Genomic DNA, 26,724 nt, shown 5'->3' with positions numbered 1-26,724 from the left:
TTGCCTCTGCAGTTTAAATGAAGTAGAGAAAAAATGATTTGTTAAAATAAATATAGAGTCACGATAACTCATTGCGAAAGGGGAATGTTGATGTCCAAGACAGCAATAGTTACGGGATCTGCAGGAGGATTAGGAAGAGGCATCGCAGAGAGACTATGTAAAGATGGTTTTCGTGTAGTGCTGCATGATATCAATGATGCACTGTTACATGAAACTGTTTCAGATTTCAAAGAGAAACATTTTCATGTGATGGGAGTGAAAGGCGATGTATCGAAACGTAATGACCAATTCAATCTGGTTAAAGAAGCAGTAAATCAGTTTGGCCGTTTAGATGTTTTGGTAAACAATGCGGGTATTGAAGCTGTTTCACCATTTTTGGACATAACAGAAGAACAACTGAATAGATTATTTCAGGTTAATGTGAATGGAGTTGTCTTTGGCACTCAAGCAGCCGCTGATCAGTTTATGAAACAAACAACAAAGGGAAAAATCATTAACGCATGCAGTATAGCGGGCCACGAATCATTTGAAATGCTGGGCACATATTCAGCGACGAAGCATGCGGTAAAGTCTTTTACACATTCAGCTGCTAAAGAACTGGCGAAGTATAACATAACAGTGAATGCATATTGTCCCGGAGTCGCCAAAACGAAAATGTGGGACAGAATTGATGTAGAAATGGTGAAACACAAAGACCTGAGGATGTTGCTAATCTGGTAGCATTCTTAGCTTGAGATGATTCAGATTACATTACCGGTCAAGCGATAGTAACTGATGGCGGTCTCATTTATAGATGATAAAAACAAATGAGATTCAAAAAGAAGATTCTATTTTGAAACTTTGTCATATGGATTCTTTATGCTTGCGATAAACTGGTATAATAAGAAAGCCGATTAAGAAGTTATTGTGAAAAAGAAAATACGCTTTTGGTAAGAATAGTTTGACCAATCCTAGATTTGATGGAGTGTAACAAGATCGCTTAAAATAGCCTATAAGTACAAAAGAGGCTTGGCGTTTTTTACGCAAGCCTCTTTTGTGTCAGTAGCCAAATACCAGAGTTGTACTTTGTGATCCCGCATATTTCGTGACAAAATCTTTTGTATACTGCGGCGTTTGGACACGGTAGCTGTAATTAGATCCGGGATTCCAGGAAGTTAGCGGAGAGGTTTGCTTATTTAGAGAAGGATAGCTGCCTGTATCCTTGAAATAACCAGTACCCTTGTCATCAAGGATTCCGCCTTTTTCACTGCCTTTTCCAAAGTAATTATATTCAGAATATATTTTTGCTTTTGTGGCAATCGTAATCGCTTGGTTAAAGTTGTTGCTGTAATTGTTTTTAACATGAAAATATCCGTATCTCATGAGACCCGGGCCTCTTACATACAAGTTCTCAAAATAATTGTTGGCGATTGTCATGTGGGGATAGCCGTCATATTGATGCTGTGAATCATCTGGGTATCCTAAAATCAAACCGTATTTATGATTCGCGAATTTTGAGTTGCTGATGGTGATATAATCTGCTGATTTTCCGACATACAGGAGTTTGTCCAAATCACTACCGCTTGCACTATAGCTGTGGCCGGAGAATGTGACGTGGTCAATCCAGTAGTTGATGCCGGAATCTAAATAAAGCTGGATATCATTATTTCCGTTAATCTGCGGACTGTGTTCAAAAGTCAGATTTTGAAAAATGACGTTCCCAGAGGCAGATGAAGTGGTTAAATAAATATTTTTTAACGTTTTTTTCGCGTAAGAGCCTACGAGTGTTTTATTTGAGCCAATGGTAACTGTTGTTTTCGAAGATGCGGAAATATCATTTTGAAGCACTAAAATTTTCGGAGTTGATCCTCCTAGATGGGTTTTTAAATCATTTACGCTTTGAATGTAAACAATCTGGCCGTTTTTTCCACCCGTTGTACTCGCTTTAGAAATGCCTTTTTCATTTTTAGCATTTCCGGCAAATCCTAAAAGGCCATTTGTTGAGGTATTTGGAAAATCGACGGCTCCAAACGCTTTACCAGGCAAGAGAACCAATAACAAACTGAACACGGCGAACCATAAACAAAATCGTTTCATATCATATGCTTCCTTTCAATTTTAATCATTTCCTCGTGAAGATTATTATTACAGCAAATGGAAAGGAATGATAGGTTCTATCTTCCTAATTAATGCCGTGTTATTTTAAAAATACAGATTGCGCTAAAAGTCACACTAACAATTAAAACAGAAGAAAGGATTGATGCACCTTTGACTGCAGCAGCTTATCGAAACACCTTGCTTTCACTTTTATGTTTAACAGCTGGAATCGTGGATGTAATCGGGTATTTAAGCCTTGGACATGTATTCACAGCGAATATGACTGGAAATATTGTATTATTTGGGTTAGCGATCGGCAAATCTCTTCAGGTCACAGTTTTTAATTCTTTGACTGCCCTAATCGGATTTATATGCGGCGTAATTATTTCAACACTGATGGTCGGAAAGGCAGAAAATACCCTTTGGCCTTCTGCTGTGACAAAAGCGCTGGCACTTGAAGCATTCATTTTATTTGTCTTTGCTTGTCTTTCTTTTTATTCGGCTTTTGTTCCTGTATACATTCTTATTATTCTCTTGAGCATTTCCATGGGAATTCAAACAATAGCAGCTAAAAAGCTGGGGATCGCAGGTATTTCTTCAACTGTGTTGACCGGAACATTGGCTTCGCTTTTAGAGGATTTGTCCGGCCGTTTGTTTTTTAAGAAGCAAAAGAAGACATTCTTAAGAGATGCTGTGTTAAGAGCGCTGGCTATTATCTTATATTGTGTGGGGGCTATTATTGTAGCTTTAGCTGAGCCTAATTTTTATGACATCATCATTTGGGTTCCGATTGTGCTGATATTTGGCATCATGATGACAGCTAAGTTGAAACTGAGCGCGGAAAAATAATAGCTGGTATCAGGCCATCAGCTCGTTTCATTTCGTTTATATCTATGCGAATATAGCTCACAAATAAAAATAAGAAATTCGGCTGATGGGTATACTCATTCATTCGTATTGACCTTTTCATAAAAACCCTTCCTTTGATATATGAATGATAGTGAATCTGTCTTAAAATCATCTATGAATCTATTTCCTCTTTCAAACCAGATGGATTGAGTCTTACAATGATAATGATTCTCATTCGAAGTCTGGATTAAGGAGGAGATTTATGAAAAAGAATATCAGTGCAATTGTTGGTATGGTTTTGTTGATGATCCTTTGTTTTTCCCCGCAAGCTTCGGCAGCATATGACGACCTGCATGAAGGCTATGCAACGTATACAGGGTCAGGTTATTCAGGAGGAGCTTTCCTGCTGGATCCCATTCCTTCTGATATGGAGATTACCGCAATAAATCCTGCAGATCTCAATTACGGGGGAGTGAAAGCGGCACTTGCAGGCTCTTATTTGGAAGTTGAAGGGCCAAAAGGAAAAACAATTGTCTACGTTACCGATCTATATCCTGAAGGCGCTCGGGGAGCTCTTGATCTGTCACCTAATGCCTTTCGAAAAATCGGCGATATGAAAGACGGAAAAATCAATATTAAATGGCGTGTTGTCAAAGCCCCAATCACCGGCAATTTCACGTACCGGGTCAAAGAAGGCAGCAGCAGATGGTGGGCTGCAATCCAAGTCAGAAATCACAAGTATCCTGTTATGAAAATGGAATATGAAAAGGATGGTAAGTGGATTAACATGGAGAAAATGGACTATAACCATTTTGTCAGCACTAATGTAGGGACAGGCTCTCTCAAAGTCAGAATGACTGACATCCGCGGAAAAGTTGTAAAAGACACCATTCCGAAGCTGCCTGAAAGCGGAACGTCCAATGCGTATACAGTGCCGGGCCATGTACAGTTTCCTGAATAAAAAATACGAAACAGCGGACCTTTCCCGCTGTTTTTTTCATTTCGTTATATGAAGAGATTAGATATCAATCATCAACATCTGCATGTAAAAATGCTTTAATTATGTTTACTTGCTGCTGCTTTGGATAACTGGTGTACAGTCTGCTTGAAATCCGAATAGGATCTCCAAAAAAGTATCTTTCGTAGTGTGTTTGCCTTGTTCCGAATGAACTCATTGTTAAATCCCACGCCAAACGGAAAATTTTCACACGCTCTTCAGCGTTTGTATTAGTTGCTTGGAGGTATTGGTCAAGATCTTCCCGTATCTCTGAGTCAAACGCATTTTCTGTCGGCAGCGTCACCATTCCGCTAGCTCCAATTAATTGTATGATTTCAGTAAATCGAGGATATAGAGTAGGAATGATCGTACTGATGACTTGAAGAGGAATCAAACTGGGACGCATAAAGCCGTATTCATCTAACTGAGCGTCATTTTCTGATTTGTCAATGAGTGCTTTAATTGTTTCCAACCCCACAATGATTTCAGAGAGCTTTTCTTGTATGTGCTGGTATTCAGAAACATTAATAGTGTCGACCAGAAGCTGTGAAACTCCTAATAGAAATTCAATTTTGATCATTTGCCTAATGACGACCTGGTGAAAGGTAAAGGCATGAAACGAGCTTTTCGTCATAAAGTCTTTAGCTGCTTCAACATTATCATAAAAAAATACACGATCCCATGGTACCAGAACGTGATCAAAAACAACAATTGAATCCATTTCTTCATACCTTGAGCTTAAAGGGTGATTAAAGGCAGATTCGCTTAAAACAAATGATTCTCTTGTAATGAATTTGACGCCTTTTGTATTAGATGGAATCGAAAAAGCAAAAGCTTCATCCGTTTCAAAGAAAAATTTAGGTGCCGAAAAAACCAGGATTTCATCAGTTAAGCCACCTTGGGTTGCAAGCAGACGCGCACCTTGTACAATTAATCCTTTTTCGGTTCTATCAATGACTTTAGCAGATATCGGTTTTTCACTGGACCCAAAATAGGACTGTGACCGGTTCACTTGGGGGGTAATAAATGTATGGGTAAAGGAAAGATCATGTTTAGCAGCTGCCCTATACACGTCTAGTATATGTTCAGGAAAGCAATTTTCTTTATCTCTGAAAAGCTCTGCTGAGGAGGCAAAGCTCATCATGACCGTATTCATATAATCCGGACTTCTCCCCATCATTCCGTGAGTATGTCTAGCCCAATGTTCAATCATGTTCCTTCTTTTTCTCAAATCACTTTTGGTTTTAGGCTGAAGATATGAGAGTCCGATTCGATCAAGTTCTCCAGGAAGGCGATAAGTCATTTCATTGGTTAACTCATCCTTCGTTTGCAAATCATAAAGCGAGCTTTTCGTTTTGAGTATTCCTTTAAATGCAGGATGATTAGAAATGTTACCCTCTAATTTTTCGCCATCATACCATATTTCGTTTTCTAGTTTATTCAATCGGTCAATGAATTCTTTTCCATTGATGATCCCCATTTGACGTTTCGCTCCTTCACATCATGCTGCGTATTGTCATTATATTTTCGAAAGAACAGCCCGTTCAGCTAATTTGAGATAGGAAAAGCCTTTTTTAGTATGCCTTAATAGAAAAGAGCAAATTGAAATACTATGTAGACAAGGCAGTAACTGTCTATCATATTTTTTTCTGCATTGTCCAGAGATGTAAACAATTTGCTTATGCACGGGGTAAGACATCACTATAAAACTTTATAAAACATGTCGATATTATTGACATAGGAGTAAGCGAATAGCTATTTCGATCATACATAGTGCAGAAAGGGAAAACGACACATGAAAGTGAAAACAAAATTGCTGGGGATTGTATCAATATTAGTTCTTTCAATGATTGGAATTGGAGGTTCCTCCGTTTTTATGATTTCTTCTACTGTGAAAAAGAATGAAGAACTTAAAGACAAAATGGAATTCCAAAAAGAAATGAAATACATCCAATATCGATTGGCCGGTTTATCAAATGATGAGAGAGGCTTTCTGATTACCGGAGACACTGAATATGAAGAGGGAATGGAGGAAAAAGCAGAGGATGTCTTAAAGAGCCTTGATCGGATCAATGACTTGATTGATAAAGAGAAATATCAATCAAATATTGAAGACATTAAAACAAGAATTACTCAGTATAGAGCTTTAAATCAGCAAGTATTAAAAGCCTACTCTTCAGATCCTAAAAAAGCAGAAACCATCCATTTTGGAGAAGAAAGAACATTAAGAAAAGAAGTTGTGGATCCAGCTGTCAATAAGCTGTCTGATCGCCTGAATCAAGAGGTGGAGGATCTAAAAGGTGAAATACGAAGCAATGGGGAAATGAGTCAATGGTTCATCATCATTGTCACAGCGGTATCAATGATGGTAGGCATTGTTTTAAGCTTATTGTTGTTAAGGTCCATTATGGTGCCATTGAGAAGTATGAATATGCAGCTGGAGGAAATTGCTCATGGCGAGGCGGATTTAACCAAAAAAGTCATTGTGAAAAATAAGGACGAATTTGGTCAGCTTGCTCAATCTTTCAATTCTTTTACCCATTCATTAACTCAAATTGTGAAGCAGATCAGCAGCTCATCTGAACAAGTCGCCGCATCTTCTGAAGAATTATCGGCAAGCGCGGAAGAATCGAAATCAACTTCTGAACATATTTCCAGAGCAATGCGGATGGCTGCCGACAGCAATGTGAAGCAAAGCTCAATGACAGAAAAGAGCGCGGAATCCATTACTGAATTATTAGACAGTATATCATCTGTTGCTTCAAATACAGGTAACATAGCGGATCTTTCTTCGTCGATGAGAGACAAGGCTGAAATAGGATCTCAATCCGTCAACAAAATGTTAGATCAGATGAAATTCATTGATAAATCTGTAGATTCAGCCGGCAATGGCTTGCAGGCATTGGTAGCGAGCACAGCAGAAATCAGAGATATTTCTTCGCTAATCACAAATATTTCCGAGCAGACAAATTTGCTGGCACTGAATGCAGCGATCGAGGCGGCCAGAGCCGGAGAGCAAGGAAAAGGATTTGCTGTGGTGGCAGAAGAAGTTCGGAAATTGGCCGATGAAACGAATAAGTCAGCCAATCACATCCAATCGGTGGTAACAACCATCCAAAATGAATCGGTTGAAACGGTGAATAACATTAAGGTTGTTCAAGAAAATGTGAGCTCAGGTATTGTGCTTTCTCAAGAGACAACAGGGAATTTCAATGAAATACTGAATCTGGTGGAACAGGTCACTTCTCAAATACAAGAAGTGGCAGCGGCAACACAGCAGCTTACATCAGGCGTTGAAGTGATTCAGCATACAGTTCATACATTAGCCGCTGGTACAAAAGAAACGTCAGCAAATACAGAAGCGGTTGCAAAATCATCACAGGAACAGCTTCATTCAATCGAGGAAATCTCTTATGCTGCAGAGTCTCTATCCCAGTTGGCGGAAGAGCTTCAAACCGTTATTCATCGTTTTAAATATTAAGTAGGTTAAAACCCCATCTTATTCGGTGGGGTTTTAAGCTTTCTCAATATAGGAAGCTGGTATGATTTAGCATTGACATGCATTTACACTGTAAAAACGGAACTAACTTACTTCTTTAAAGTTAGCTCCGTTTTAAATGACTAGTCCAAATTTTGATCAATAGTCCCTTCAAAATAGTCATCGCTGACTTGTTCATGAGTTTCAGCCAATCCTTTTTCCAATTGCGTGGTTCCTTTATAATCTGAGGGATCAAAATATTTTCCAGCCACATCTGTAGTGTCATTCATATTTTCTTTATTATGAGTTTGAGTTTCAGCGTTTGCATCTTCTGTCTTACCACTTTCATTTAAAGTCTGCTGAAAATCATAGTCCTTGTCAATTGAAGAAAATCTTTTGTAGTCATCCGGTCTGTCTGCTCCATTTTTTTGAGTCACTTTACTCACTCCAGATTATTAAAATTTAACTGTGTCATATGGGATTAAGACGAAACTTATTTCGTTCTTTTAGGATCAGAACCATGTTTTTTAGGATCATCTACTTTAAAAGCTGTTTCAGTCTCATGGTCATTTCTTATTTGCTCAATACTTGAATTTTGAATTCCTTTTTTACTCATTGGTGTCACCCCTTTACGAAAAGTGTTGAATATCAACTCTTCTTATTCTGTCTGTTAGGCAGGTATTCATTCGCTTTTTTTCGTTGACTCTTTCCCATTAAGACAAGAGAGTCAGCTTTACCCCGGTCGTTTTTGAAACATTTTATTAGCACACTTCGTATATGAAGAAGCTGACTAAAGCTGGGAAACACTGTACAAAACGTTTGAAAAAGAAGCGGAGATAAGGACAGGTTAGGGAAGGAATCTGCATGTAAACATAACAGCCACCATTAAATAATTAGGAGGTGAAAAAATGAACAAAATGGTATCATATCAGCTTATGACGTTAGGACTATCCAGCCTTTCCTTTGGTTTGTTTTTCGGATTTTATCACTCGTCACTTATCACATGCCGATGATCGCTTTATTCACAGGAGCACTTGCTTTATTATATGGTTTTATGATGTTTGGTCTTTTTGCTTTTCCGCTGCAAATGATTTTGCAGAAAACAGCGAGAACATTCAGTCTAATGTATCTATCGCTTTACAGTATAATCGCTTTTATTGCTGTATTCCTGTTTTATGTTATCAATGAGCCTGCTTCAATATCATGGATATTCCAATCAAATATTTATTATATGTTAAGTATGGCATCAGCAGTGATGTACTGGTTTTGGGATTCTCTAATCCTTTATAAACGTGTGCAGCTAAACGGGCAAATAAAGTGAATCTGGTTCACGTTTTAGAAAAATGGGAAGGCACGGCATTCTACTTATCATAAAGGGGAGACATTGAAGATGAATATGGCGAAAGACGGAGATACAATAAAAGTAGTATTTGTGTATCAAAAAAACGAGCAGGTTGAAAAAGTGACGCTTAACTCAGCGCAATTGTCCGCTTTATTAAACTCAAAACAGGTATGGATTGAAACATTCAGCCAGAACCTCAAAATTGAAAACATCGTTTGGTCTTACGGCAATCAGAATGTATCTTTACAAGTTTACTTAAAATAGAATCGATGTATGAAATGAGAGGATGATCAGCTGACTATACATCTGAACTAAGGAGAGCGTGACAATGAATCTTGCTCTCCTCAGATTTGCTTTATTCATCCTGATGTTTCTCAACTAATGTGAATGTCCATTCTTTTAATAGATGTTTCTGTACATATTTTTTTCCGTTTATTTCAATGTATGGAATGTCTGTCATGTCTCCGGCTAACTGTTTTGCCTCAGTTGTCGTTATTCCTAAAAAATGTCCGATGTAAAAGTGAATATCTCGTTCTTTTATAAGATAGGTATCACTTTTTTCATATGCTTTTGGATGGTTCATTTGCTTTAAGCCTTCACCGATAAAATAGCCAGCCAAAGCAACACCGATTCCTAAAAAAACGTCCATATGCAAACCTCCATTATGTCGATGTTATGTTATACGGGCTTGGCATACTCCGGGTTTCATTATCAACCAAAAAAAAACGCCAGAACGTGCTCTGGGCGGTTTTTTCGTTCATGCTTTTTCAATCTGTACACGTCCTGAAAAAAAGGTGGCCCCGCCTCCCATATCGGACAAGCGGTCTGGGGTAAGCGCGTTTACAAGCTGTTTTTTTCCTGGTTCATCCGCCCATAACCCTTGGCTGACTACGACACCGGGCAGCACCTGTTCTCCGACTGCAGCGGCCAGCTCGCATTCTCCCCGGCCGTTCCAAATTCGTACAGGATCCCCGTCAACGATCCCATATTCTTCAGCATCTTTTGTGTTGATAAAGAGCTTTGGCGTCTTTTCAAGCTTGATGTGCTTTGCATTGTTGGAAAACGTTGAGTTTAAGAAATTATGGTTTGGCCCCGGAACATACATAAACGGATATTCGTCATCGCATGTAAGAGGCGTATGTGTCGGTAAAGCCGGGAAACCGGCTTGTTTCATTTTCTCTGAATATAATTCTATTTTTCCGCTTGGAGTCGGAAGTTCGCCTGGAAACAGCGGCTTTTCGCGTTTCGCTTTCATAAATGAATGCTTAGAAAGTGAATCATAATCAATCTCCGTCAAATACGGATTATCTGGATGGTCAAGCGCCTGGCGGATTAATTCTTCATCTGAATCTTTGAGCTCCTTGTCTGTGAATCCCATTGCTTCAGCCAGTAATCGGAACACCTCAGTGTTAGACTTACTTTCTCCATATTTCTCAATCACCGGCTGCTGAAGCTGGATGTAATGGTGCCAGTAGGATGTATAAAAATCAGTGTTTTCAAAAGCGGATGTTGCAGGCAGTACAATGTCCGCATATGCAGCCGTTTCCGTTAAAAATAAATCATGAACCACAGTAAACAAGTCTTCCCGCAGCAAGCCCTGTCTGACTTTATTCGCTTCTGGCGCGACAACGGCCGGATTTGTCCCGTAAATAAAAAGAGAACGAATTGGCGGATCTGTTTCCAAAAGCACTTTGCCCAGCTGATTCATATTAAACGATCTCGGTGTGCGACCCTTCAGCAAGTCAGACCGCTGCAAGGCATTTGTGTTATATTCTAAAATTCCGCTGTTATGCTTAATTGCACCGCCCCCTGTGTGCAGCCATTGGCCGGTGATTGCCGGAAGACAGGCAATCGTCCGTACAATCATCCCGCCGTTATCGTGGTGTTGGAGTCCGTTTCCGATTCTAATAAAAGCAGGGGAGGTTTCGCCGTACATTCTTGCCAGCTGATAAATATCTTCGGTACTGACACCGGTGATCAGTGATACCTTTTCTGGATCATACTGTTTCACGTGTTCACGGAGCTCTTCATAGCCGACCGTGTATTCAGACAGAAATGCTTCATCATGAAGGTTTTCTTTAAATAAGATGTGCATGATGCCAAGAGCAAGTGCGCTGTCGGTTCCGGGTTTTATGGGAATAAACCAATCTGCGAGACGTCCTGTCTGGTTTTTATGAACATCAATCACGACAATTTTGGCACCTTGTTTTCGTGCTTTTTGGGCGATGGTAATTTGGTGCATATTTGTGCTGACCGCGTTGATTCCCCAAAAAATAAATAGTTTCGTATGAATGGTTTCCTCGGGATCGATTCCCGCACTTATACCCATCGTATATTTATAGCCTTCAGATCCCGCTTTGCTGCAAATCGTCCGTTCAAGCTGGCTTGAGCCCATGCGGTAAAAGAAACGGCGGTCCATTCCTTCAGCTGTTAATTTGCCCATATTACCGTAAAAACTGTAAGGAAGTATGCTTTCAGCACCCTCTTCATCAATCAGCTGTTTCCAGCGGGAGGTGATGGTATCGATCGCCTCTTTCCAAGAAATCGGTTCAAATATTGCCCGGCCTTTCGCACCTGTCCGTTTGAGAGGTGTAGTCAGCCGCTTTTCATCATAGATGCGCTCTGTCATGTTTCGGACTTTGTTGCATATGTTTCCGGCTGTGACAGGATGATCAGGATCACCTTGGACTCTCACAATTTTTCCGTCTTTTTTATGTATTAACAATCCGCACTGATCCGGGCAGTCAAGCGAGCAAACGGATTTAAAAATGCCGTTTTGTTGTGTGGCAAAAGATTTCATGGCCCAGTTCCTCTCTCTAGTTAGATATATTGTAAGAATTATAACATTTCGGATGATAACGTCAATTCTGAAAAAAAGAGATTGACATCAATCTGAGACTTCTTTATGATAAACGTATTCTTCATTCTGAAAATTACATACTCAACATTTTCTATCCAGAGAGGTGGAGGGACTGGCCCTATGAAACCTCGGCAACATTATTGTGCCAATTCCAGCAAGCGTCAGCTTGAAAGATAGGAAAGCAAGGTTTATACCGGCGTCTGTCTGTAAACAGGGCACGCTTATACATGAATCTCTTTCCATCTTCGGAAAGAGATTTTTTTTATGAAAAAATATGATGAAAAGGATGTTTTGCACCATGACGGTTTTGATTACAGCACCGTACAACGAAGAAGGACGAAAAGAGGTTGAAAAATTGTTCGGCTCAGTCACTTATCATTCCTGGAAGGAACAAGGCCGGGCATACCGGGAAGATGAACTCATTCAGCTACTAAAAGAAACACATGCGATAGGCTTGATTACTGAGCTTGATCAAGTAACAGACAGCGTATTTGCATCTGTTCCAGAACTTTCATTTGTCGGTGTGTGCAGAGGAATGCCCTCCAATGTGGATGTGGCCGCAGCGTCAAAAAGAGACATACCCATTTTTTATACACCCGGGCGGAATGCACAAGCGGTTGCTGAAATGTTTATCGGTCATGTGATTTCCTTTCTCCGCCATACCAGCACCTCTAATCAATGGCTGAAGGATGGGAAATGGGACAGCGATTACTTGCAGGCTTATGCCAAATTTAAAGGGAACGAATTAACGGGAAAAACGGTCGGCATGGTGGGGTTCGGCGCGGTTGGGCAAAGGATTGCAAAACTGCTGACTGCGTTTGACTGTAAAGTAAAGTATTACGATCCATACGTACAAGACGATCATCCGCTATATGAAAAAGTATCTCTTAAAACGGTGTTTTCAGACAGTGATATCGTTTCAGTCCAACTGCCTCGTACCGAGGAAACACTGGGACTTATTGATCGGACGTGTTTTGATCTGATGAAAGAGAGTGCGATTTTCGTCAATACTTCAAGAGCGGTTGTGGTAAACCGTGAAGATCTTTTATCTGTACTAAAAGAACATAAAATCAGAGGAGCGATTTTAGACGTTTTTTATCATGAACCTCCAGAGAAATCAGATTACGAATTCATTTCATTGCCTAATGTTCTGGCAACACCGCATCTCGCTGGAGCAACCTTTGAAGTGGAGGATCATCACGTGACGATCCTGAACAAAGCCCTCAAAAGGTGGAAGGTTGAAAAAACTCTCAATATTCCGACATTGTATAACAAAGATGAGCTGAAAACAGAGGTATAAGAAAGGAGGTTAGAGGAATGAAAAAACAAAAAGGCTATCTCGTTTTTGATATCGGCACAGGGAATGCGAGAGTAGCGGTCATGAGTGTATCGGGTAGCGTTCAAACGGTTGAAAGGGAGGACATCGTGTATGCCACCGAGACGCTTTACCCGGACAGCTGTTATTTTTCTCCTCAGGTGCTGTGGAAGCAAGTGATGAAACTGGCAAAACGTGCGCTTTCTCGTTCAGGTGATATTGACATTATTGCTTTGACATCGACGAGTCAAAGACAGGGGATTGTTCTGATCGATCAAAACGGCGACTCTTTTCTCGGGCTGCCGAACATTGATAATCGCGGCCGTGAGTGGGAGGAGAGTATACCCAATCAGGAAGAGATATACAGCCGCACAGGCCGCCTCCCGACTGCTCTTTTTTCTGCACTCAAGCTTTATGGTTTAAAACAGCGTCAGCCCTCTTTATGGGAAAAGACTGCTAGCTTTACAAGCATCAGTGATTGGGTGACATATCAGCTGAGCGGAATTTTGACATATGAACCATCGCAGGCAACCGAAACCCTGCTGTTTGACGTGAAGCAAAACACTTGGTCAGAAGAGATGTGCGGCATATTCGGCTTTTCACCATCCATCCTTCCGTCTCTCGTAAGAGCGGGAACAGCGATTGGAACGATAACAAATGAATATGCGTCCGAATTAGGCCTTTCTATAAATGCGAAGGTTATAGCAGGGGGCGGTGATACACAGCTGGCTGTGAAAAGCACTGGCGCTGCGCTTGAGGACATTGTCATCGTATCAGGGACAACAACGCCAATAACCAAAATTACTGTTGATCATGGCGACACAAAACATAAAGCCTGGCTGAACTGCCATACAGATCAAGGGCATTGGCTTGTGGAAACGAACCCCGGAATTACCGGCCTGAATTATCAAAAATTAAAACAGATTTTTTATCCAAATGAATCGTACGAAGTGATGGAGGAAGAGATTTCTGCCCTTGCTAAAGAAGACAATGCATGTGTGGCAGCTCTCGGTTCTTACTTATCGGCAGAAAAGAATGCGTTAACGAGAGGCGGATTTCTTTTTGATGCCCCGCTTTCTGCAAATTTAAAGAGAGCACATTTTGTACGTGCAGCACTGCAAGAGATCGCATTTTCGATCAAATGGAACTTTGACATTTTAACAGAGGTTACTCCGTTTGAACGTGACTATGTTTGGGTGTGCGGAGGAGGATTCCAAAGCAAAGCACTCACTCAATATATCGCGGACCTTCTTCAGAAAAAAGTCTATGTTCAAGAGGGATATCATCAGGCATCTGTCGTGGGGGCTGCAGTCATTTGCAACGAAACCCTTCAATTGACGGAAGAGATGTCAGCAAATGTCCGGGTGATCGAACCGCAGGACTGTCGGGTCGAACTGGCTTTATATGAGGAATGGAAGCAAACACAGCGTTTTTTTTCAGGATCAGAAAGCAAAGTGTTGATATAAGGCGGAATGTGCTGCTGTTTTAAGGAATGATCTAATTTTCGGCTTTAATAAGGTAATACGGTAATTGATATCAGCATCTAAGGAGGAGACAGATATGTTAGATAAAATTGGAATACCAAAGCGGCTTGCTTGGGGGTTTTTAGGTGTAGTTTTGTTTATGATGGGAGACGGGCTTGAACAAGGCTGGCTCAGCCCGTTTCTGATCGAAAACGGACTTACAGTTCAGCAATCCGCTTCAATTTTTAGCATTTACGGGATTGCGCTTGCCATAGCTTCCTGGTTTTCAGGTGTATGTCTCGAAGCATTTGGCGCAAAACGGACGATGTTTATGGGGCTGTTGTTTTATGTGATCGGTACAGCTGCCTTTATCGTGTTTGGATTTGAGCAGCTGAACCTTCCTGTGATGTATGTAACTTACTTCGTGAAAGGGTTAGGCTACCCGCTTTTTGCTTATTCTTTCTTGACATGGGTCATTTACAGAACACCGCAAAACAAACTGAGCACTGCTGTCGGCTGGTTTTGGATTGCATATTGCCTGGGCATGTTTGTGTTCGGTGCTTGGTACTCAAGCTATGCGATCAAAGCATTCGGTTATTTGAATACGCTTTGGAGCTCTATATTCTGGGTATGTCTCGGTGCTCTCTTCGCATTGTTTATCAATAAAGACCGTTTTGAAAAGAAGAAAAGAAAAAGATCAGAAACAGCCGAGGAACTTTTAAAAGGGGTCACCATTCTTTTTACGAATCCGCGGGTGCTTACAGGGGGAATCATCAGAATCATCAACAGCATTGGTACATATGGTTTCCCAGTCTTTTTGCCGATACACATGGCTCAGCACGGAATTTCAACCAATGTGTGGCTGCAGATTTGGGGAACGATTTTTCTGGGAAACATTGTGTTTAACCTTATCTTTGGAATTGTCGGCGATAAATTCGGCTGGAAAAATACCGTTATTTGGTTTGGCGGAGTCGGCTGCGGTATTTTCACCGTCCTATTATATTATGCTCCTGTTTTCTCCGGTGGAAGTGTAGCGGTTGTCAGCGTGATCGGCTTTATTTGGGGAGGTTTGTTGGCAGGCTATGTGCCGATCGGCGCCATTGTGCCGACGGTGGCCGGAAAAGACAAAGGAGCGGCCATGTCTGTATTGAATTTGGCTGCAGGTTTATCAGCGTTTGTCGGTCCTGCGCTCGCTTGGCTGTTCATCGGTCTCGTCGGTGCGCAAGGCGTCGTCTGGATCTTTGCGGTTCTTTACCTTGCGAGTGCAGTCATGACGAAATGCATTCATATACCTGAGGAAAAAGCAGTGAAGGAGGAAACGTCTCCTCAATATGCATCCTAATCAGAAAGCGCCCTGTCTCAGGGCGCTTTTTATCATTTGTTCAGTAATGTAAGGATTTACGATACGGAATGCTGTAGAAATGGCTGATCGGAGCGGGGTTTCATCATCACAGTCAACCCGATGAGAAACAAAATAAAGGTCTGCGCCGTTTGTTCAGCGTTAATCTCGCTTTTTAACTCGCCTGAACGAATCCCTTTTTAGATCGTATCTTGAAAAATGGCTGCAAGAGATATTTGATGCTCTCGAGTGAGAGATTCGTAGGTTTTATCTTGGGGGATGAGTTCTACCACCGTGCTGAGGCTGAAACAGCTGCGCGATTTGTTTCTTCTTCGTATTCTTCTGCAATCAGACCTTCAAAAAAGGAGCGGAATGCTTCTTTTACGGATGAGTGATTATCCAGTCTGGCTCACACAGAAGTGGAATGGGCTTGCGAATATTTCCGTAGCACCGCTTCAAATAGCTGTTTTTTATCGCAAAAAGGCTGAGTAAATACTCGGGCTTTGAATCCCCATTTTGGCTGTTAAGTCGCTTAAAGAAATGGCTTCGTAGCCTTTCTCCCAAAATAGATTCTTAGCGGCTTCCAACGCTTGATCTTCATTGAATAGCGGATATAAAATTTTTCTGAATGAAAATAGACAACATGTTGAGTGAAGAAAGGCATCGGGATTGTGCCTCAAGATATCGCGATTTATGAGGAAATTTCCGCTGAGAAAAATGTTCGTTTTTTTGCGAGCCTTTATTCGCTTAAAGGAGAAGAACTGAAAAGCCGAGTAAAAGAGGCTTTGGAGCTTGTACAGCTTTATGACAGGAAAGATGACAAGCCTAAGACGTTTTCTGGCGGGATGAAAAGAAGATTAAACATTGCGTGCGCCATTGCCCATCAGCCGAAACTGATTATCATGGATGAGCCGACAGTAGGAATCGATCCGCAATCTCGGCATCACATTTTGGAATCGATAAAAGAGCTGAAGAGAAGAGGCGCGAGCATTATTTACTCAACACACTATATGGAAGAAGCCGAGGCTATTTCAGATCGCATTATCATCATGAATGAAGGAAAAATCATTGCCAATGGAACAAAAGATGAGCTATATAGAGAAGTGAATAAAGAAATGACATATGCTTTTCAACTGACACATGCTCAGCAATTAAATAAAAACTCAATTAGAGAGGTCAAAGGAGTGACAGGAGTTGATTTCTCAGACCAACAACTAAAAGTGACCGTTCGGCAGAACCAAGATCACCTGAGTGAAATCATAGCAGAATTGGGGGCCCAAGGGTGCGGCATCCTAAGCATGAACAAAAAAGAGGCATCGTTAGAAACGGTATTTTTAGAGCTGACGGGAAGAAATTTAAGAGATTAGGAGAGCAAAATGAGTTTGTTAAAATTGATAACGTTTGATCTTATGAATATTGTAAGGAATCCGGTTCTCGTGATCGCCAATACGGCTTTTCCATTCGTTCTCATTCTGGTCATGGGCTTTGTTACGAAAAACAGCTTTGGAGCGGGCGGTGTCAGTTCATACGATTATTACGGAGTAAATATGATGATTTTCGCTGCGGCTTTGATCGCTATGACGGCCTCTAATACGTTTATGGAGGAAAAGGTGAAGAAAGCAAACATTCGCATTGTGTATGCGCCGGTTTCGACAACCAGTATTTATCTTTCTAAATTACTATCAACCTGGATATTCAGTATTATCATGCACAGCGTGAATGTGTTGATTGCACATACGGTTTTTCATTTGAACTTTGGAGGACAGGATCTCCCATATTTCATGCTCTTATTGTACATATTTTTATTTTTCGGCTGCTGTTTTGGGACAATGTTTTGCTGTTTGTTCAAAAATGAAGAACAGGCGAACGGGATCATGCAAATTCCGATAGCTTTTTTTGTTTTCTTTGGCGGTGTATTTTTCGGGATTCACAGATTTGGAGATACCGTCAATAAGATATCGCTTCTTTCTCCGGTTAAATGGGTAACAGAATGTTCATTTCGCCTCATATATGATCACGATTTCAGTATGCTGCTGCCTGTTATGTCAGGACTATTATTTGCTTCAATCATTTGTATTGGCGTTTCGCATGTTGTATTTAAGCCGGAGGGATATGTATGCTGAGTTTATTTCAAAACAGGTGGGAGCGAATCCTTACCAAAAAAGCCATTATCATCATTGCGTTGATCATCATCCCTCTGATGATTGGCGTTGCGATTATGTTTTCCGGGAAACCGGTTTTCAAGGAAACGATCGCTTTTGTAACAGAGCAGGACGATGTGCACCATATGCCGAGTGATTCAGCATTTATAGTGGTGCCGGTACATCAGAAGCCGAAGTTTTCTGATCTGGTGTTAGGGAAATATGCAGCTATCGTAGAAAAAAATCAACGTGATTACAAAGTGACCACTTTGAAAAGTAAAGCTGATCAAAAAATGATTCAGCAATTTTTTGAGACTGGAAAAATGCCGGGCAGCTACCGGGGAGAGGATGAATTAAGGACTGAACGGGGAACAGGAACGAATATATTAGGCTTTATCGTAATGCTTGTATTGATGCAAGGTGTGGCATTGGCTTCGTTATATCCAGAAGACCGGATGCTCAAAACCTTCAGAAGGATTTTAGTGTCTCCCGTACATGTGGGTAAATATTTGCTTGTTCAGTTTATCTTTACGTTTTTATGTTTATACATACCCACTTATTTGGCCGTCGTGATTACAAATGTATTCTTTCATACTGGAATTGGGTTCCGTTTGGACATTCTTGCCGGGTTACTGGGTGTTCTTATCATGCTTGGAACAGCATTCGCTATCTTCATGGCTTCTGTGATGGAGCGAAATATCAGTTTGATGGCGAGCGGTATCAGTGTGATCACGTGTGTATTGTCAGGCTGTTTTACTTCTTTTGCTCCACATCATCCATTATTGAATGACCTTTGTGCGATACTGCCGCAAAAAGCGTATATGACTTTCATTCATGGAGTGGAAATGGGGCATACAATGTGGGAATACAAGACTCAGGTTGTCTACATTCTGATGTGGTCGGCTGTGTTTTGTTTCCTTGGAGGTTATATTACAAGAAAAAGGATCAATAAAGGGATTTATGAATAGGGGAAATAGAACATGAGATGCATAGACCACTATGCATCTTTTTTATTTTTGTAAGTTATATAAGCGCATAAGGGTGAAAATCTTGAAGGAAGTGATCAAGAATCAAGATGTCATAGCTGGTGCAGGTCATGATTCGGACATTTAAAGGGAAGGAGATGTACATACAGATCGAGAGAATGCCGTCCGTTCATTCCCTTGATTTTAAAAGAGAATATATATTTGTATCATAAGGGATTCCATTTTGATACATGTACTGTCTTAAGACGCCTTCTTTTTGAAATCCCATTTTTACGAGCAGTCGATTTGAGGCATCATTTTCAGTAAAAACTACTGCGCCAATACGTGTCAGTCCAAGGGCGGCAAACCCGTAGGATACAACCTCTGACACGGCTTCTGATGCAAATCCGTTTCGCCAATGTGCAGGGATGATTTCATAACCGATCTCTGCACGCCTATGCTTTTGAGCCAAAGCATGAAAGCCGATTGTTCCGATCAGTTCTTTGGTGTCTCTTCTTTCAATACCCCACCGTATCCCGCGTTTTTCTTGATAAAGGCCGGCAAACGTTTGAACCATTGAATTGGCCTCTTCTATAGATGTCATGTTTTCAAGTCCGTAATGGCGTGTCACCTCATGGTTTGAAAAACAAGCAAAAATGGCTTCTGCATCTTGATCTTTGATTTGTCTAAGTGAAAGCCGATCCGTTTCTAATACAGGAAACATTCCACCACTCTCCAAGTTTGTGTTTCGTTTATCATACCCCTTTTATTTCCTCTTTTCTATAGTGAATTCAAACCTGAGGAAGCAAAGGACCGAATTTGTCTTTCTAGTAGCTCTTTGTTTTTGCTGAATTGTTTCAAACGATGGCCGTTCGCACCTGATGGGTGGGGAAAGCCGCGCAGGCAAAAAAAATTCCGAAGGCTGTGATGGCTGAGCAGTGTTTCACAGACTGCTTCGGCGGCTTTTCCTAGCGGAATGAGAAGAGCCGGTCCCGTCACTTTATTGAGCTCCGCAGGGAAGTGCCCAAAAGCATAGGTGCTTAGGATAGGTGAGCGAGTGATAGCCGGGCTGTAACCGGTATAGTTTTTTTGCTGAATGAAGACAGGATATTTGATAATGGAAGTTGTATGAAGCATATGCCGTAAGTCTCCAAAAAGCTGTGCGGCGCTTTGAATGCCGAAAGCCTGCGGCAGCCCGCAAAAATCCAGCATCGTGATAAGGTTATGCCTCATCGAACCGGAGAGACCCGCTGCTTTTTTCGTGTCTACCGCCATTTGCTCAAGAGACCGGCCTTGACGCAGGCTTTCGGCGGCTGTTTTGTAAGCGGTTTTCATCTGGAAAAAACCTGGCGTGATTCCGGCAATCACAATAGAGGCAGTCCGGTTGATATATTCATTATGAGGTGAATAGTAGATGCCAAGTTCGTTTTCTTGATGGAGACGAAATGGAGAATCAAGTAAATCAGACTTTGTAAGAGACGAAGGAAGACAATGCAGTTTCTCTGCGAACTCCTTTAGGCAGCTTCGGTTTATAATCATGCGTAAGCCTCCTCAAAAAATAATATCCCATTGTCCATTCTGATCGTAACAATGGGATATCATTCATCTTTATCTGCTATTTAAATGGCCTGCCTGCCACACCTCTTTGACTGCTTGAGGAACTTCCTTCACTTCAGCAGCTGTTTGCTGAAATGCATTTTTTTTCATTTGGACATCCTGCTGAGTCTTCTTTTGTTTCTGCGTCAGCAGCTGCGCTTCTGTTTTTAATCCTTCGACTTGTTTTTGCATAGCCTGCGTAACAGAGGTGAGCTCCTTTAGTGCGGGTTCTATTTTTTTCTTGTTTTGAATCACATTAACCCCTAAATAAATAATAGAAATAGCCAATACAGCGAGACTGATATAAACAATAACCATATGTTCACTCCTTTTCTTATGTCATTACCCAGTTTCCACTTTTTTAATCAGAAGATCAGAAGAAATGATGTTTGTACAGTTCGTTTGATTTGCGTATTGGATTTATTGTACTTATAATGTGATATCGTACATATGTAAACAAAGAAAGGGTGCTTCAATTGCAAAGTTTACAAAATAAAACCGCTCTTATCACAGGCGGAGGCAGAGGGATAGGCCGCGCTACAGCTCTTGCGCTTGCGAAAGAAGGCGTAAATATCGGGTTAATCGGCCGGACTGCCGCAAATGTTGAAAAAGTGGCTGAAGAAGTCAAAGCGCTTGGTGTAAAAGCAGCATTTGCCGCTGCAGATGTAAAAGATGCCGAGCAGGTTAACCAAGCTGTAGCTCAAGTGAAAGAACAGCTCGGTGATATCGATGTCCTCATTAACAACGCTGGCATCAGCAAATTTGGCGGTTTCTTAGATCTGTCAGCTGATGAGTGGGAAAATATTATACAAGTCAACCTAATGGGTGTGTATCATGTCACTCGCGCGGTGCTTCCGGAAATGATCGAACGCAAAGCCGGAGACATCATTAATATTTCATCTACAGCGGGCCAAAGAGGAGCTGCTGCAACTAGTGCTTACAGCGCTTCTAAATTTGCGGTTCTCGGGTTAACAGAGTCTCTTATGCAAGAAGTGAGAAAGCATAATATCAGAGTCAGCGCGTTAACGCCGAGCACAGTTGCTAGTGATATGTCTATTGACTTGAACTTAACAGACGGTAATCCTGAAAAGGTTATGCAGCCAGAAGATCTTGCTGAATACATGGTGGCACAATTGAAATTAGATCCGCGAATTTTCATCAAAACAGCGGGATTATGGTCAACAAATCCGTAAAAATGAAAAGCCTGTCTTGCGACAGGCTTTTTTATTTGAATGTAATCCTCACTGGTAAACGTTTAACGCCAAAGACAAAGGGACTAGGGATCGCTTCAAGCTTTTCATCATGAGCAGCTTTTTCGATACAAGCTGACATTGATAAAAGGGAGGAAAGAGCGATGTTCGCTTCTAGCCTGGCCAATGGAGCGCCGAGGCAAAAGTGAATCCCGAATCCAAAGCTGAGATGAGGATAGGAAGGGCGGTCAATCTTAAAACAATCAGGTTTACAGAATTTATCTTCATCGCGATTGGCTGACGCGATCCAGCTGATAACGGAAGATCCCTTTTTGATGAACACTCCGCCAAGCTCTGTGTCTTCCGTCGCGACACGCCCAATGGCCTGCACAGGCGAATAGTAGCGAAGCGTTTCTTCTATTACATTGGCAACATTGTCTGTATTTTGTCTTACCTGCTGTTGGACCACTGAATCTTCTGTCAGATAGCGAACTGCATTTGCGATCAAATTTGTAGTCGTTTCGTTCCCTGCGACGAGAAGAAGAATACAAAAACCGATCAACTGTTCTTCTGTTAAATATTCTCCATCGATTTCCGCCTGTAAAAGCATTGTCATTAAATCTTCTTTTGGTTCAGCTCTTCGTTTTGACAGGATGTCTCTGAAATAGTCACTTAAAAAAGCGTGGCCGTCACGCCGATTATGGACCATGTCAGCAACAGCTTTGTCGGAGCTGTCCTTTGCTCCAGCTACAAGTACGTCGGAGTATGTTTTAATCAAGTGGCGGTCTTCAATCGGAGCGCCCAGCATTTCAGCTATGATGATAACAGGGAGGGGACCTGCAAAATCTTCAATGATATCGATTGTGCTCTTTTGCCGTGCTTCTTGTAAGAGAAACGCTGTCACGTCTTTTATGCGGGTTTCGAGTTGTTTTACTGCTTTTGGGGTAAACGCTCTGCTGACGAGAGCCCGTAATTTGGTGTGTTTCGGAGGGTCCATTGTTAATATACTTTCAGTCTGTATGCCGCGCTTTGATGAAAAGAGTTTGGGATTTTTCAGGACGAACTGAACATCATCGTATTTGAAAACATCCCAGCAATCCCGCAGTGGGTCATAACGGACAGGGGACTCACGCCGGAGCTTATCATAAATTGGGAAAGGAAAAAGCCGGTCTTTTTCGGAGTGCAATTCTTCCATGGGTATAAGATTGGCGTAACGTTCTTTTTTTGAAGAGCGTGCAGTTTGATTTGTCATTCTATCATCTCCTTTCTCCATACGTTACCAAACCGAGTTTTTCAATTCAATGGACATAAAATAAAGAAAATGTAAATCGGACAATCGTTTCACATTGAAGATACGGTGAAAATCGACTATAATAGAACTAAGTGAACTGTGAACCAAATGTTCACTGATTATTTTGTATCCCGCTTCAATAATAAACAACAAATATGAGATTACTGGATTATCAGTCCTTAATATTATAAAGAAGGAAAACAATAGAATAAAATTGAATATTTAGTACATAGTGTTCTCAGTGATAGAAGGAGGGGTGTATAGGATGAAAGAAGAAAAAAGAAGTTCAACTGGCTTTTTAGTGAAACAGCGCGCATTTTTAAAACTTTATATGATAACGATGACAGAGCAAGAAAGGCTCTACGGACTAAAGCTGCTTGAGGTGCTTCGGTCTGAATTTAAAGAGATTGGATTTAAACCAAATCATACAGAAGTATACCGGTCTTTGCATGAGCTTCTTGATGACGGAATATTAAAGCAAATCAAAGTAAAAAAAGAAGGGGCTAAGCTCCAGGAAGTCGTCCTCTATCAATTTAAAGATTACGAGGCTGCCAAACTATATAAAAAACAGCTGAAAGTTGAGCTGGACCGCTGTAAAAAACTGATTGAAAAAGCGCTCTCAGATAATTTTTAATAGAAACAAACACCCGCGCAGCAGTTGCATCGGGTGTTTTCTGCTTTACATTATACATATTTGTCGAAAAGAAACAATACAAATCAATGATGACCTTCACACTTGACATCATTTCCTCACGTGGTAACATTTTAAACGTGTGAAAATGCGAACAAAAAAGCGAACAAAGGAGATGTTACCGATCTTTGATCAAAAAAAAGTAGCCTTTATAGGAGCAGGATCTATGGCGGAAGGAATGATATCAGGTATCGTTCGTGCCAACAAAATCCCGAAACAAAACATCTGCGTTACAAACCGCAGCAATACAGAGCGATTAGCTGAACTTGAACTTCAATATGGAATCAAAGGCGCCTCACCGAACCAAATATGTATTGAAGACATGGATGTGCTCATCTTGGCAATGAAGCCAAAAGACGCTGAAAGCGCTCTGTCATCACTAAAAACACGTATTCAACCCCATCAATTAATCTTGTCGGTCCTAGCCGGCATAACCACCTCTTTTATTGAACAATCATTGCTTAATCAACAGCCGGTTGTCAGAGTGATGCCCAACACCTCCAGTATGATCGGTGCTTCTGCAACAGCCATTGCGCTTGGCAAGTATGTGTCAGAAGACCTGCAAAAGCTGGCTGAAGCATTGCTCGGATGCATGGGTGAGGTCTATACAATCCAAGAAAATCAAATGGACATATTCACCGGAATTGCCGGCAGCGGCCCCGCGTATTTTTATTATTTAATGGAATTCATTGAAAAGACAGGCGAGGAAGCGGGCCTCGATAAACAGTTATCTCGAAGCATCGGCGCACAGACGCTTTTAGGTGCCGCAAAAATGCTCATGGAAACAGGAGAACAGCCTGAGGTCTTAAGAGACAATATCACGTCACCGAACGGAACGACTGCTGCCGGGCTGCAAGCCTTGAAAAAGAGCGGCGGCGGAGAAGCGATTTCTCAAGCGATTAAGCATGCGGCTAAGCGTTCAAAGGAAATCAGCGACGATATCGAAAAAACAGCGGCACCGCTATCAGGAGTGATAAAGTGACGCCTGATACAAACATGAAAAGAGTCGTTGTGAAGATTGGAAGCAGTTCATTAACAAGCCTTCATGGAGAAATCAGCATTCGAAAATTAGAAGCGCTGGTCGACCAAGTCGTCAAACTCAAAGACGCCGGCTATGAAGTGATTTTGGTTTCCTCAGGCGCAGTGGCGGCGGGATATCGGAAGCTCGGATTTATCCGAAGACCCGAAAAGCTTCCGGAAAAACAAGCATCAGCCTCAATCGGCCAAGGCCTGCTGATGGAAGCTTATTCAAAGCTGTTTTTGGCACACGGCTATGTTGCATCCCAAATTTTAATTACGAGAAGCGATTTTTCTGATGAATATCGGTATAACAATGTCCGGAATACAATGAATGTACTCCTCGAACGCGGCATCATCCCGATTATCAACGAAAATGATACAGTTACCGTCAATCGGCTCAAATTTGGCGACAATGATACGCTCGCAGCAAAAGTCGCCGGATTAATTGATGCAGATATGCTTGTGATTTTATCAGATATCGACGGTTTATATGACGGAAATCCGCGTACAAATCCAGAAGCGAAAAGGATGGAGCGGGTAAGTGAAATAACGCCTGACATTGAAGCGTGTGCAGGTGACACTGGCAGCGGCGTCGGCACTGGCGGTATGCGCTCTAAGCTTGATGCGTTTAAAATCGTAATGGCATCCGGAATTAAAGGATTTCTCGGTCAGGCAGATGCCGGCGATATTTTATATCAAGCCGTTCATGAAGAAGCGGAAGGCACCTATTTTGAAGCAGAGGGAACGCTTCCGTTGAATCAAAAGGAGCAGTGGATCGCTTTTAATTCCGGCCCGGAAGGTGAAATGATTTTATCAGATGATTATTCCCGAAAAATAACAAACGGCCAATCGTGTCTATATCTGGACGGTGTACAGGAGATTAAAGGAAAATTCAAAAGCGGATCAGTTGTTCGGCTGATGGATTCACAAGGGGCAGAAATCGGGCTCGGAATTGTCAATTATTCTTCTGTACAGCTTCAAGAACCGGATAAGAAGGAAGAATTGATAAACAAAGCTGTGATAGATCAGGAAGCATTTGTTTGCCATGTGAATTTATCTTTGCCTGTCAATTAATTTGCAGTAAAAAACCCGAAGCTTCTTCTTATAGAAGCTCGGGTTCGTTTTTTTTATTGATACTGCTCCAGCTTAGAGAAGAATTGAATGACAAACTCATAAAAGTCATTCGCAGACGGAGCAAGCTCTCTGTTTTTCGGTTTAATGATCCCGACAGTCCGTTTTACTTGAGGGAACTCAATTGGAATTTTCACAGTAAAACGAGGTGTCGTTTCAGCAAAAGTGCTTTCAGGCAAAAGAGTAACGCCCATTCCCGCGGACACCAATCCTTTGATGGCATCCAAATCCTCACCCTCCGTAGAAACGAGAGGAGCAAAGCCGGCTTGTTTGCAAGCGTCAATTGCCATTTTTCTAAGCACAAATCCTTCCGGGAACAATACAAATTGGTCGTTGCGCAAATCGATTAAATGAACCGTTTTTTGTTTGGCAAGCGGATGATTTAATGGAACAAGCGCGTAAATTTTTTCTGTGAATAAAATTTTCCCTGCTATGTCAGGGAAATTCGTCGGCACCGGCCCTAATAAAGCCAAATCAATATCGCGGTTTCTGACAGCTTCAATCAGAAACTTATAGGAGCCTTGGCGCAGCAAAAATTCGACGTGCGGATATTCTTCTTTAAATGCTGAAACGACAGTCGGCAAAAGCTGGCTGGCAAGGCTTGTAGGAAAGCCGATCTTTACCGTTCCGCGATGCGGGTCGAGATACTCATCAATTTGTTCTTTCGCATAATCGATGGCTTTCATAGCCGTTTTCACATGAATTAAAAATTCTTTTCCGATCGGCGTGAGTTTGATATTTCTCCCTTCACGCTCAAATAAAGTCACATTTAATTCTTCTTCAAGATTTGCAATTTGTCTGCTGATTGCTGATTGGGCCACATGCAAATGATCAGCGGCTTCTGAAACGTGTTCTCTTTCAGCCACCTCCATAAAATAACGCAGTTGGCGCAGCTCCATGTTTGTCTCACATCCATCTATCTCATTTTGAGATTCTTTTGATCTAAATTATATATTGTTTATATCGTTTTGAAAACCTAC

General features: G+C 41.4%; 25 protein-coding genes, 3 pseudogenes and 1 riboswitch. Of the genes and pseudogenes, 16 read left to right on the top strand and 12 right to left on the bottom strand.

Annotated features, from left to right (window positions below; genetic code table 11):
- Positions 1-90 precede the first annotated feature (90 nt).
- Positions 91-797: pseudogene (locus Q5C82_RS05525) on the top strand (SDR family NAD(P)-dependent oxidoreductase).
- A 241-nt stretch (positions 798-1,038) separates the two neighbouring features.
- Here the strand turns inward: Q5C82_RS05525 and Q5C82_RS05520 are convergent.
- Complete coding sequence (locus tag Q5C82_RS05520) at positions 1,039-2,076, bottom strand: pectin lyase (protein ID WP_003220382.1); 1,038 nt, start codon at positions 2,074-2,076, stop codon at positions 1,039-1,041.
- A gap of 171 nt (positions 2,077-2,247) precedes the next feature.
- Between Q5C82_RS05520 and Q5C82_RS05515 the strand changes: the two genes are divergently transcribed.
- Both Q5C82_RS05515 and exlX read left to right on the top strand, forming a co-directional pair.
- Positions 2,248-2,925 carry a YoaK family protein gene (locus tag Q5C82_RS05515; protein WP_003220380.1) on the top strand — a complete coding sequence of 226 codons (678 nt, stop codon included), beginning with the start codon at positions 2,248-2,250 and terminating at the stop codon, positions 2,923-2,925.
- Positions 2,926-3,187: 262 nt separating this feature from the next.
- Entirely contained in the window at positions 3,188-3,886 is a 699-nt protein-coding gene (gene exlX, locus Q5C82_RS05510) for an expansin ExlX (RefSeq protein ID WP_003220378.1), read from the top strand.
- Positions 3,887-3,950: 64 nt separating this feature from the next.
- On the opposite strand, the gene hpaB is transcribed toward exlX, so the two are convergent.
- Positions 3,951-5,402 (bottom strand): 4-hydroxyphenylacetate 3-monooxygenase, oxygenase component, encoded by a 1,452-nt coding sequence (hpaB, locus tag Q5C82_RS05505; protein ID WP_003220375.1) that lies wholly within the window; start codon positions 5,400-5,402, stop codon positions 3,951-3,953.
- A gap of 315 nt (positions 5,403-5,717) precedes the next feature.
- On the opposite strand from hpaB, the gene Q5C82_RS05500 reads away from it, so the two are divergent.
- A complete protein-coding gene (locus Q5C82_RS05500; protein ID WP_003220374.1) occupies positions 5,718-7,403 on the top strand; it encodes a methyl-accepting chemotaxis protein in 1,686 nt (561 codons plus the stop codon).
- 140 nt (positions 7,404-7,543) lie between these two features.
- Here Q5C82_RS05500 and Q5C82_RS05495 read toward each other — a convergent pair whose 3' ends face one another.
- Together Q5C82_RS05495 and Q5C82_RS05490 are read right to left on the bottom strand one after the other, a co-directional pair.
- Entirely contained in the window at positions 7,544-7,837 is a 294-nt protein-coding gene (locus Q5C82_RS05495; RefSeq protein WP_003220372.1) for a YozQ family protein, read from the bottom strand.
- A 56-nt stretch (positions 7,838-7,893) separates the two neighbouring features.
- A complete protein-coding gene (locus Q5C82_RS05490; RefSeq protein WP_003220370.1) occupies positions 7,894-8,016 on the bottom strand; it encodes a hypothetical protein in 123 nt (40 codons plus the stop codon).
- 387 nt (positions 8,017-8,403) lie between these two features.
- On the opposite strand from Q5C82_RS05490, the gene Q5C82_RS05485 reads away from it, so the two are divergent.
- On the top strand, positions 8,404-8,721 hold the full coding sequence (locus tag Q5C82_RS05485) for a UPF0715 family protein (protein WP_003220368.1): 318 nt from the start codon (positions 8,404-8,406) through the stop codon (positions 8,719-8,721).
- 69 nt (positions 8,722-8,790) lie between these two features.
- Positions 8,791-9,006, top strand: a complete 216-nt coding sequence (locus Q5C82_RS05480) for a hypothetical protein (RefSeq protein ID WP_003220365.1) — start codon at positions 8,791-8,793, stop codon at positions 9,004-9,006.
- A gap of 91 nt (positions 9,007-9,097) precedes the next feature.
- Here the strand turns inward: Q5C82_RS05480 and Q5C82_RS05475 are convergent, their stop codons facing one another.
- Both Q5C82_RS05475 and Q5C82_RS05470 read right to left on the bottom strand, forming a co-directional pair.
- Positions 9,098-9,391 carry a hypothetical protein gene (locus tag Q5C82_RS05475; protein WP_003220364.1) on the bottom strand — a complete coding sequence of 98 codons (294 nt, stop codon included), beginning with the start codon at positions 9,389-9,391 and terminating at the stop codon, positions 9,098-9,100.
- A gap of 108 nt (positions 9,392-9,499) precedes the next feature.
- Positions 9,500-11,542 carry a molybdopterin oxidoreductase family protein gene (locus tag Q5C82_RS05470; RefSeq protein ID WP_003220362.1) on the bottom strand — a complete coding sequence of 681 codons (2,043 nt, stop codon included), beginning with the start codon at positions 11,540-11,542 and terminating at the stop codon, positions 9,500-9,502.
- A gap of 148 nt (positions 11,543-11,690) precedes the next feature.
- Positions 11,691-11,782: riboswitch (SAM riboswitch) on the top strand.
- Positions 11,783-11,876: 94 nt separating this feature from the next.
- Here Q5C82_RS05470 and Q5C82_RS05465 point away from each other — a divergent pair.
- The 3 genes from Q5C82_RS05465 to Q5C82_RS05455 all read left to right on the top strand — a co-directional run bounded on the left by Q5C82_RS05465 (position 11,877) and on the right by Q5C82_RS05455 (position 15,722).
- Positions 11,877-12,902, top strand: coding sequence for a 2-hydroxyacid dehydrogenase (locus Q5C82_RS05465; protein WP_079996385.1), 1,026 nt, complete (start codon positions 11,877-11,879; stop codon positions 12,900-12,902).
- A 17-nt stretch (positions 12,903-12,919) separates the two neighbouring features.
- Entirely contained in the window at positions 12,920-14,383 is a 1,464-nt protein-coding gene (locus Q5C82_RS05460) for an FGGY-family carbohydrate kinase (RefSeq protein ID WP_003220358.1), read from the top strand.
- Between the two features lie 94 nt (positions 14,384-14,477).
- On the top strand, positions 14,478-15,722 hold the full coding sequence (locus Q5C82_RS05455) for an MFS transporter (RefSeq protein WP_003220356.1): 1,245 nt from the start codon (positions 14,478-14,480) through the stop codon (positions 15,720-15,722).
- A 56-nt stretch (positions 15,723-15,778) separates the two neighbouring features.
- Here the strand turns inward: Q5C82_RS05455 and Q5C82_RS05450 are convergent.
- Positions 15,779-16,339, bottom strand: a pseudogene (locus tag Q5C82_RS05450) (TetR/AcrR family transcriptional regulator).
- 30 nt (positions 16,340-16,369) lie between these two features.
- On the opposite strand from Q5C82_RS05450, the gene Q5C82_RS05445 reads away from it, so the two are divergent.
- Genes Q5C82_RS05445 through Q5C82_RS05435 form a run of 3 tightly spaced genes read left to right on the top strand, consistent with a single transcriptional unit; the run spans position 16,370 to position 18,828 of the window.
- Entirely contained in the window at positions 16,370-17,086 is a 717-nt protein-coding gene (locus Q5C82_RS05445; protein WP_003220353.1) for an ABC transporter ATP-binding protein, read from the top strand.
- A gap of 9 nt (positions 17,087-17,095) precedes the next feature.
- Positions 17,096-17,842: an ABC transporter permease gene (locus Q5C82_RS05440; protein WP_032727201.1), complete on the top strand. Its 747-nt coding sequence runs from the start codon at positions 17,096-17,098 to the stop codon at positions 17,840-17,842.
- Entirely contained in the window at positions 17,836-18,828 is a 993-nt protein-coding gene (locus Q5C82_RS05435; protein ID WP_003220349.1) for an ABC transporter permease, read from the top strand. Before Q5C82_RS05440 ends, Q5C82_RS05435 begins: the two co-directional genes overlap by 7 nt.
- A 187-nt stretch (positions 18,829-19,015) precedes the next feature.
- Here the strand turns inward: Q5C82_RS05435 and Q5C82_RS05430 are convergent, their stop codons facing one another.
- From Q5C82_RS05430 to Q5C82_RS05420, 3 genes and pseudogenes are all read right to left on the bottom strand, one after another.
- On the bottom strand, positions 19,016-19,549 hold the full coding sequence (locus tag Q5C82_RS05430) for a GNAT family N-acetyltransferase (RefSeq protein WP_003220347.1): 534 nt from the start codon (positions 19,547-19,549) through the stop codon (positions 19,016-19,018).
- A gap of 42 nt (positions 19,550-19,591) precedes the next feature.
- Positions 19,592-20,364, bottom strand: a pseudogene (locus tag Q5C82_RS05425) (hypothetical protein).
- Between the two features lie 69 nt (positions 20,365-20,433).
- The gene (locus Q5C82_RS05420; protein WP_003220343.1) at positions 20,434-20,739 is read right to left on the bottom strand and encodes a DUF948 domain-containing protein; all 306 of its coding nucleotides are present in this window, start codon (positions 20,737-20,739) and stop codon (positions 20,434-20,436) included.
- A gap of 158 nt (positions 20,740-20,897) precedes the next feature.
- Between Q5C82_RS05420 and Q5C82_RS05415 the strand changes: the two genes are divergently transcribed.
- Entirely contained in the window at positions 20,898-21,614 is a 717-nt protein-coding gene (locus Q5C82_RS05415) for a 3-ketoacyl-ACP reductase (RefSeq protein WP_003220342.1), read from the top strand.
- A gap of 31 nt (positions 21,615-21,645) precedes the next feature.
- On the opposite strand, the gene Q5C82_RS05410 is transcribed toward Q5C82_RS05415, so the two are convergent.
- A complete protein-coding gene (locus Q5C82_RS05410; RefSeq protein WP_003220340.1) occupies positions 21,646-22,863 on the bottom strand; it encodes a cytochrome P450 in 1,218 nt (405 codons plus the stop codon).
- Positions 22,864-23,167: 304 nt separating this feature from the next.
- Between Q5C82_RS05410 and rtp the strand changes: the two genes are divergently transcribed.
- The 3 genes from rtp to proB all read left to right on the top strand — a co-directional run bounded on the left by rtp (position 23,168) and on the right by proB (position 25,687).
- Complete coding sequence (rtp, locus tag Q5C82_RS05405) at positions 23,168-23,536, top strand: replication termination protein (protein WP_003220337.1); 369 nt, start codon at positions 23,168-23,170, stop codon at positions 23,534-23,536.
- A 145-nt stretch (positions 23,537-23,681) separates the two neighbouring features.
- Positions 23,682-24,575: a pyrroline-5-carboxylate reductase gene (gene proC / locus Q5C82_RS05400; RefSeq protein WP_079996383.1), complete on the top strand. Its 894-nt coding sequence runs from the start codon at positions 23,682-23,684 to the stop codon at positions 24,573-24,575.
- Positions 24,572-25,687 carry a glutamate 5-kinase gene (proB, locus tag Q5C82_RS05395; protein WP_003220333.1) on the top strand — a complete coding sequence of 372 codons (1,116 nt, stop codon included), beginning with the start codon at positions 24,572-24,574 and terminating at the stop codon, positions 25,685-25,687. The genes proC and proB overlap by 4 nt, the downstream gene beginning before the upstream one ends.
- Positions 25,688-25,740: 53 nt before the next feature.
- Here the strand turns inward: proB and gltC are convergent, their stop codons facing one another.
- A complete protein-coding gene (gene gltC / locus Q5C82_RS05390; protein WP_003220330.1) occupies positions 25,741-26,643 on the bottom strand; it encodes a glutamate biosynthesis transcriptional regulator GltC in 903 nt (300 codons plus the stop codon).
- Positions 26,644-26,724 lie beyond the last annotated feature (81 nt).

It is taken from the genome of uncultured Bacillus sp., assembly GCF_958411575.1.
GTDB classification, from domain to species: Bacteria; Bacillota; Bacilli; order Bacillales; family Bacillaceae; genus Bacillus; species Bacillus spizizenii.
The sequence above is the reverse complement of the archived record's forward strand: the minus strand, read 5'-3'. Positions and strand labels throughout refer to the sequence as shown.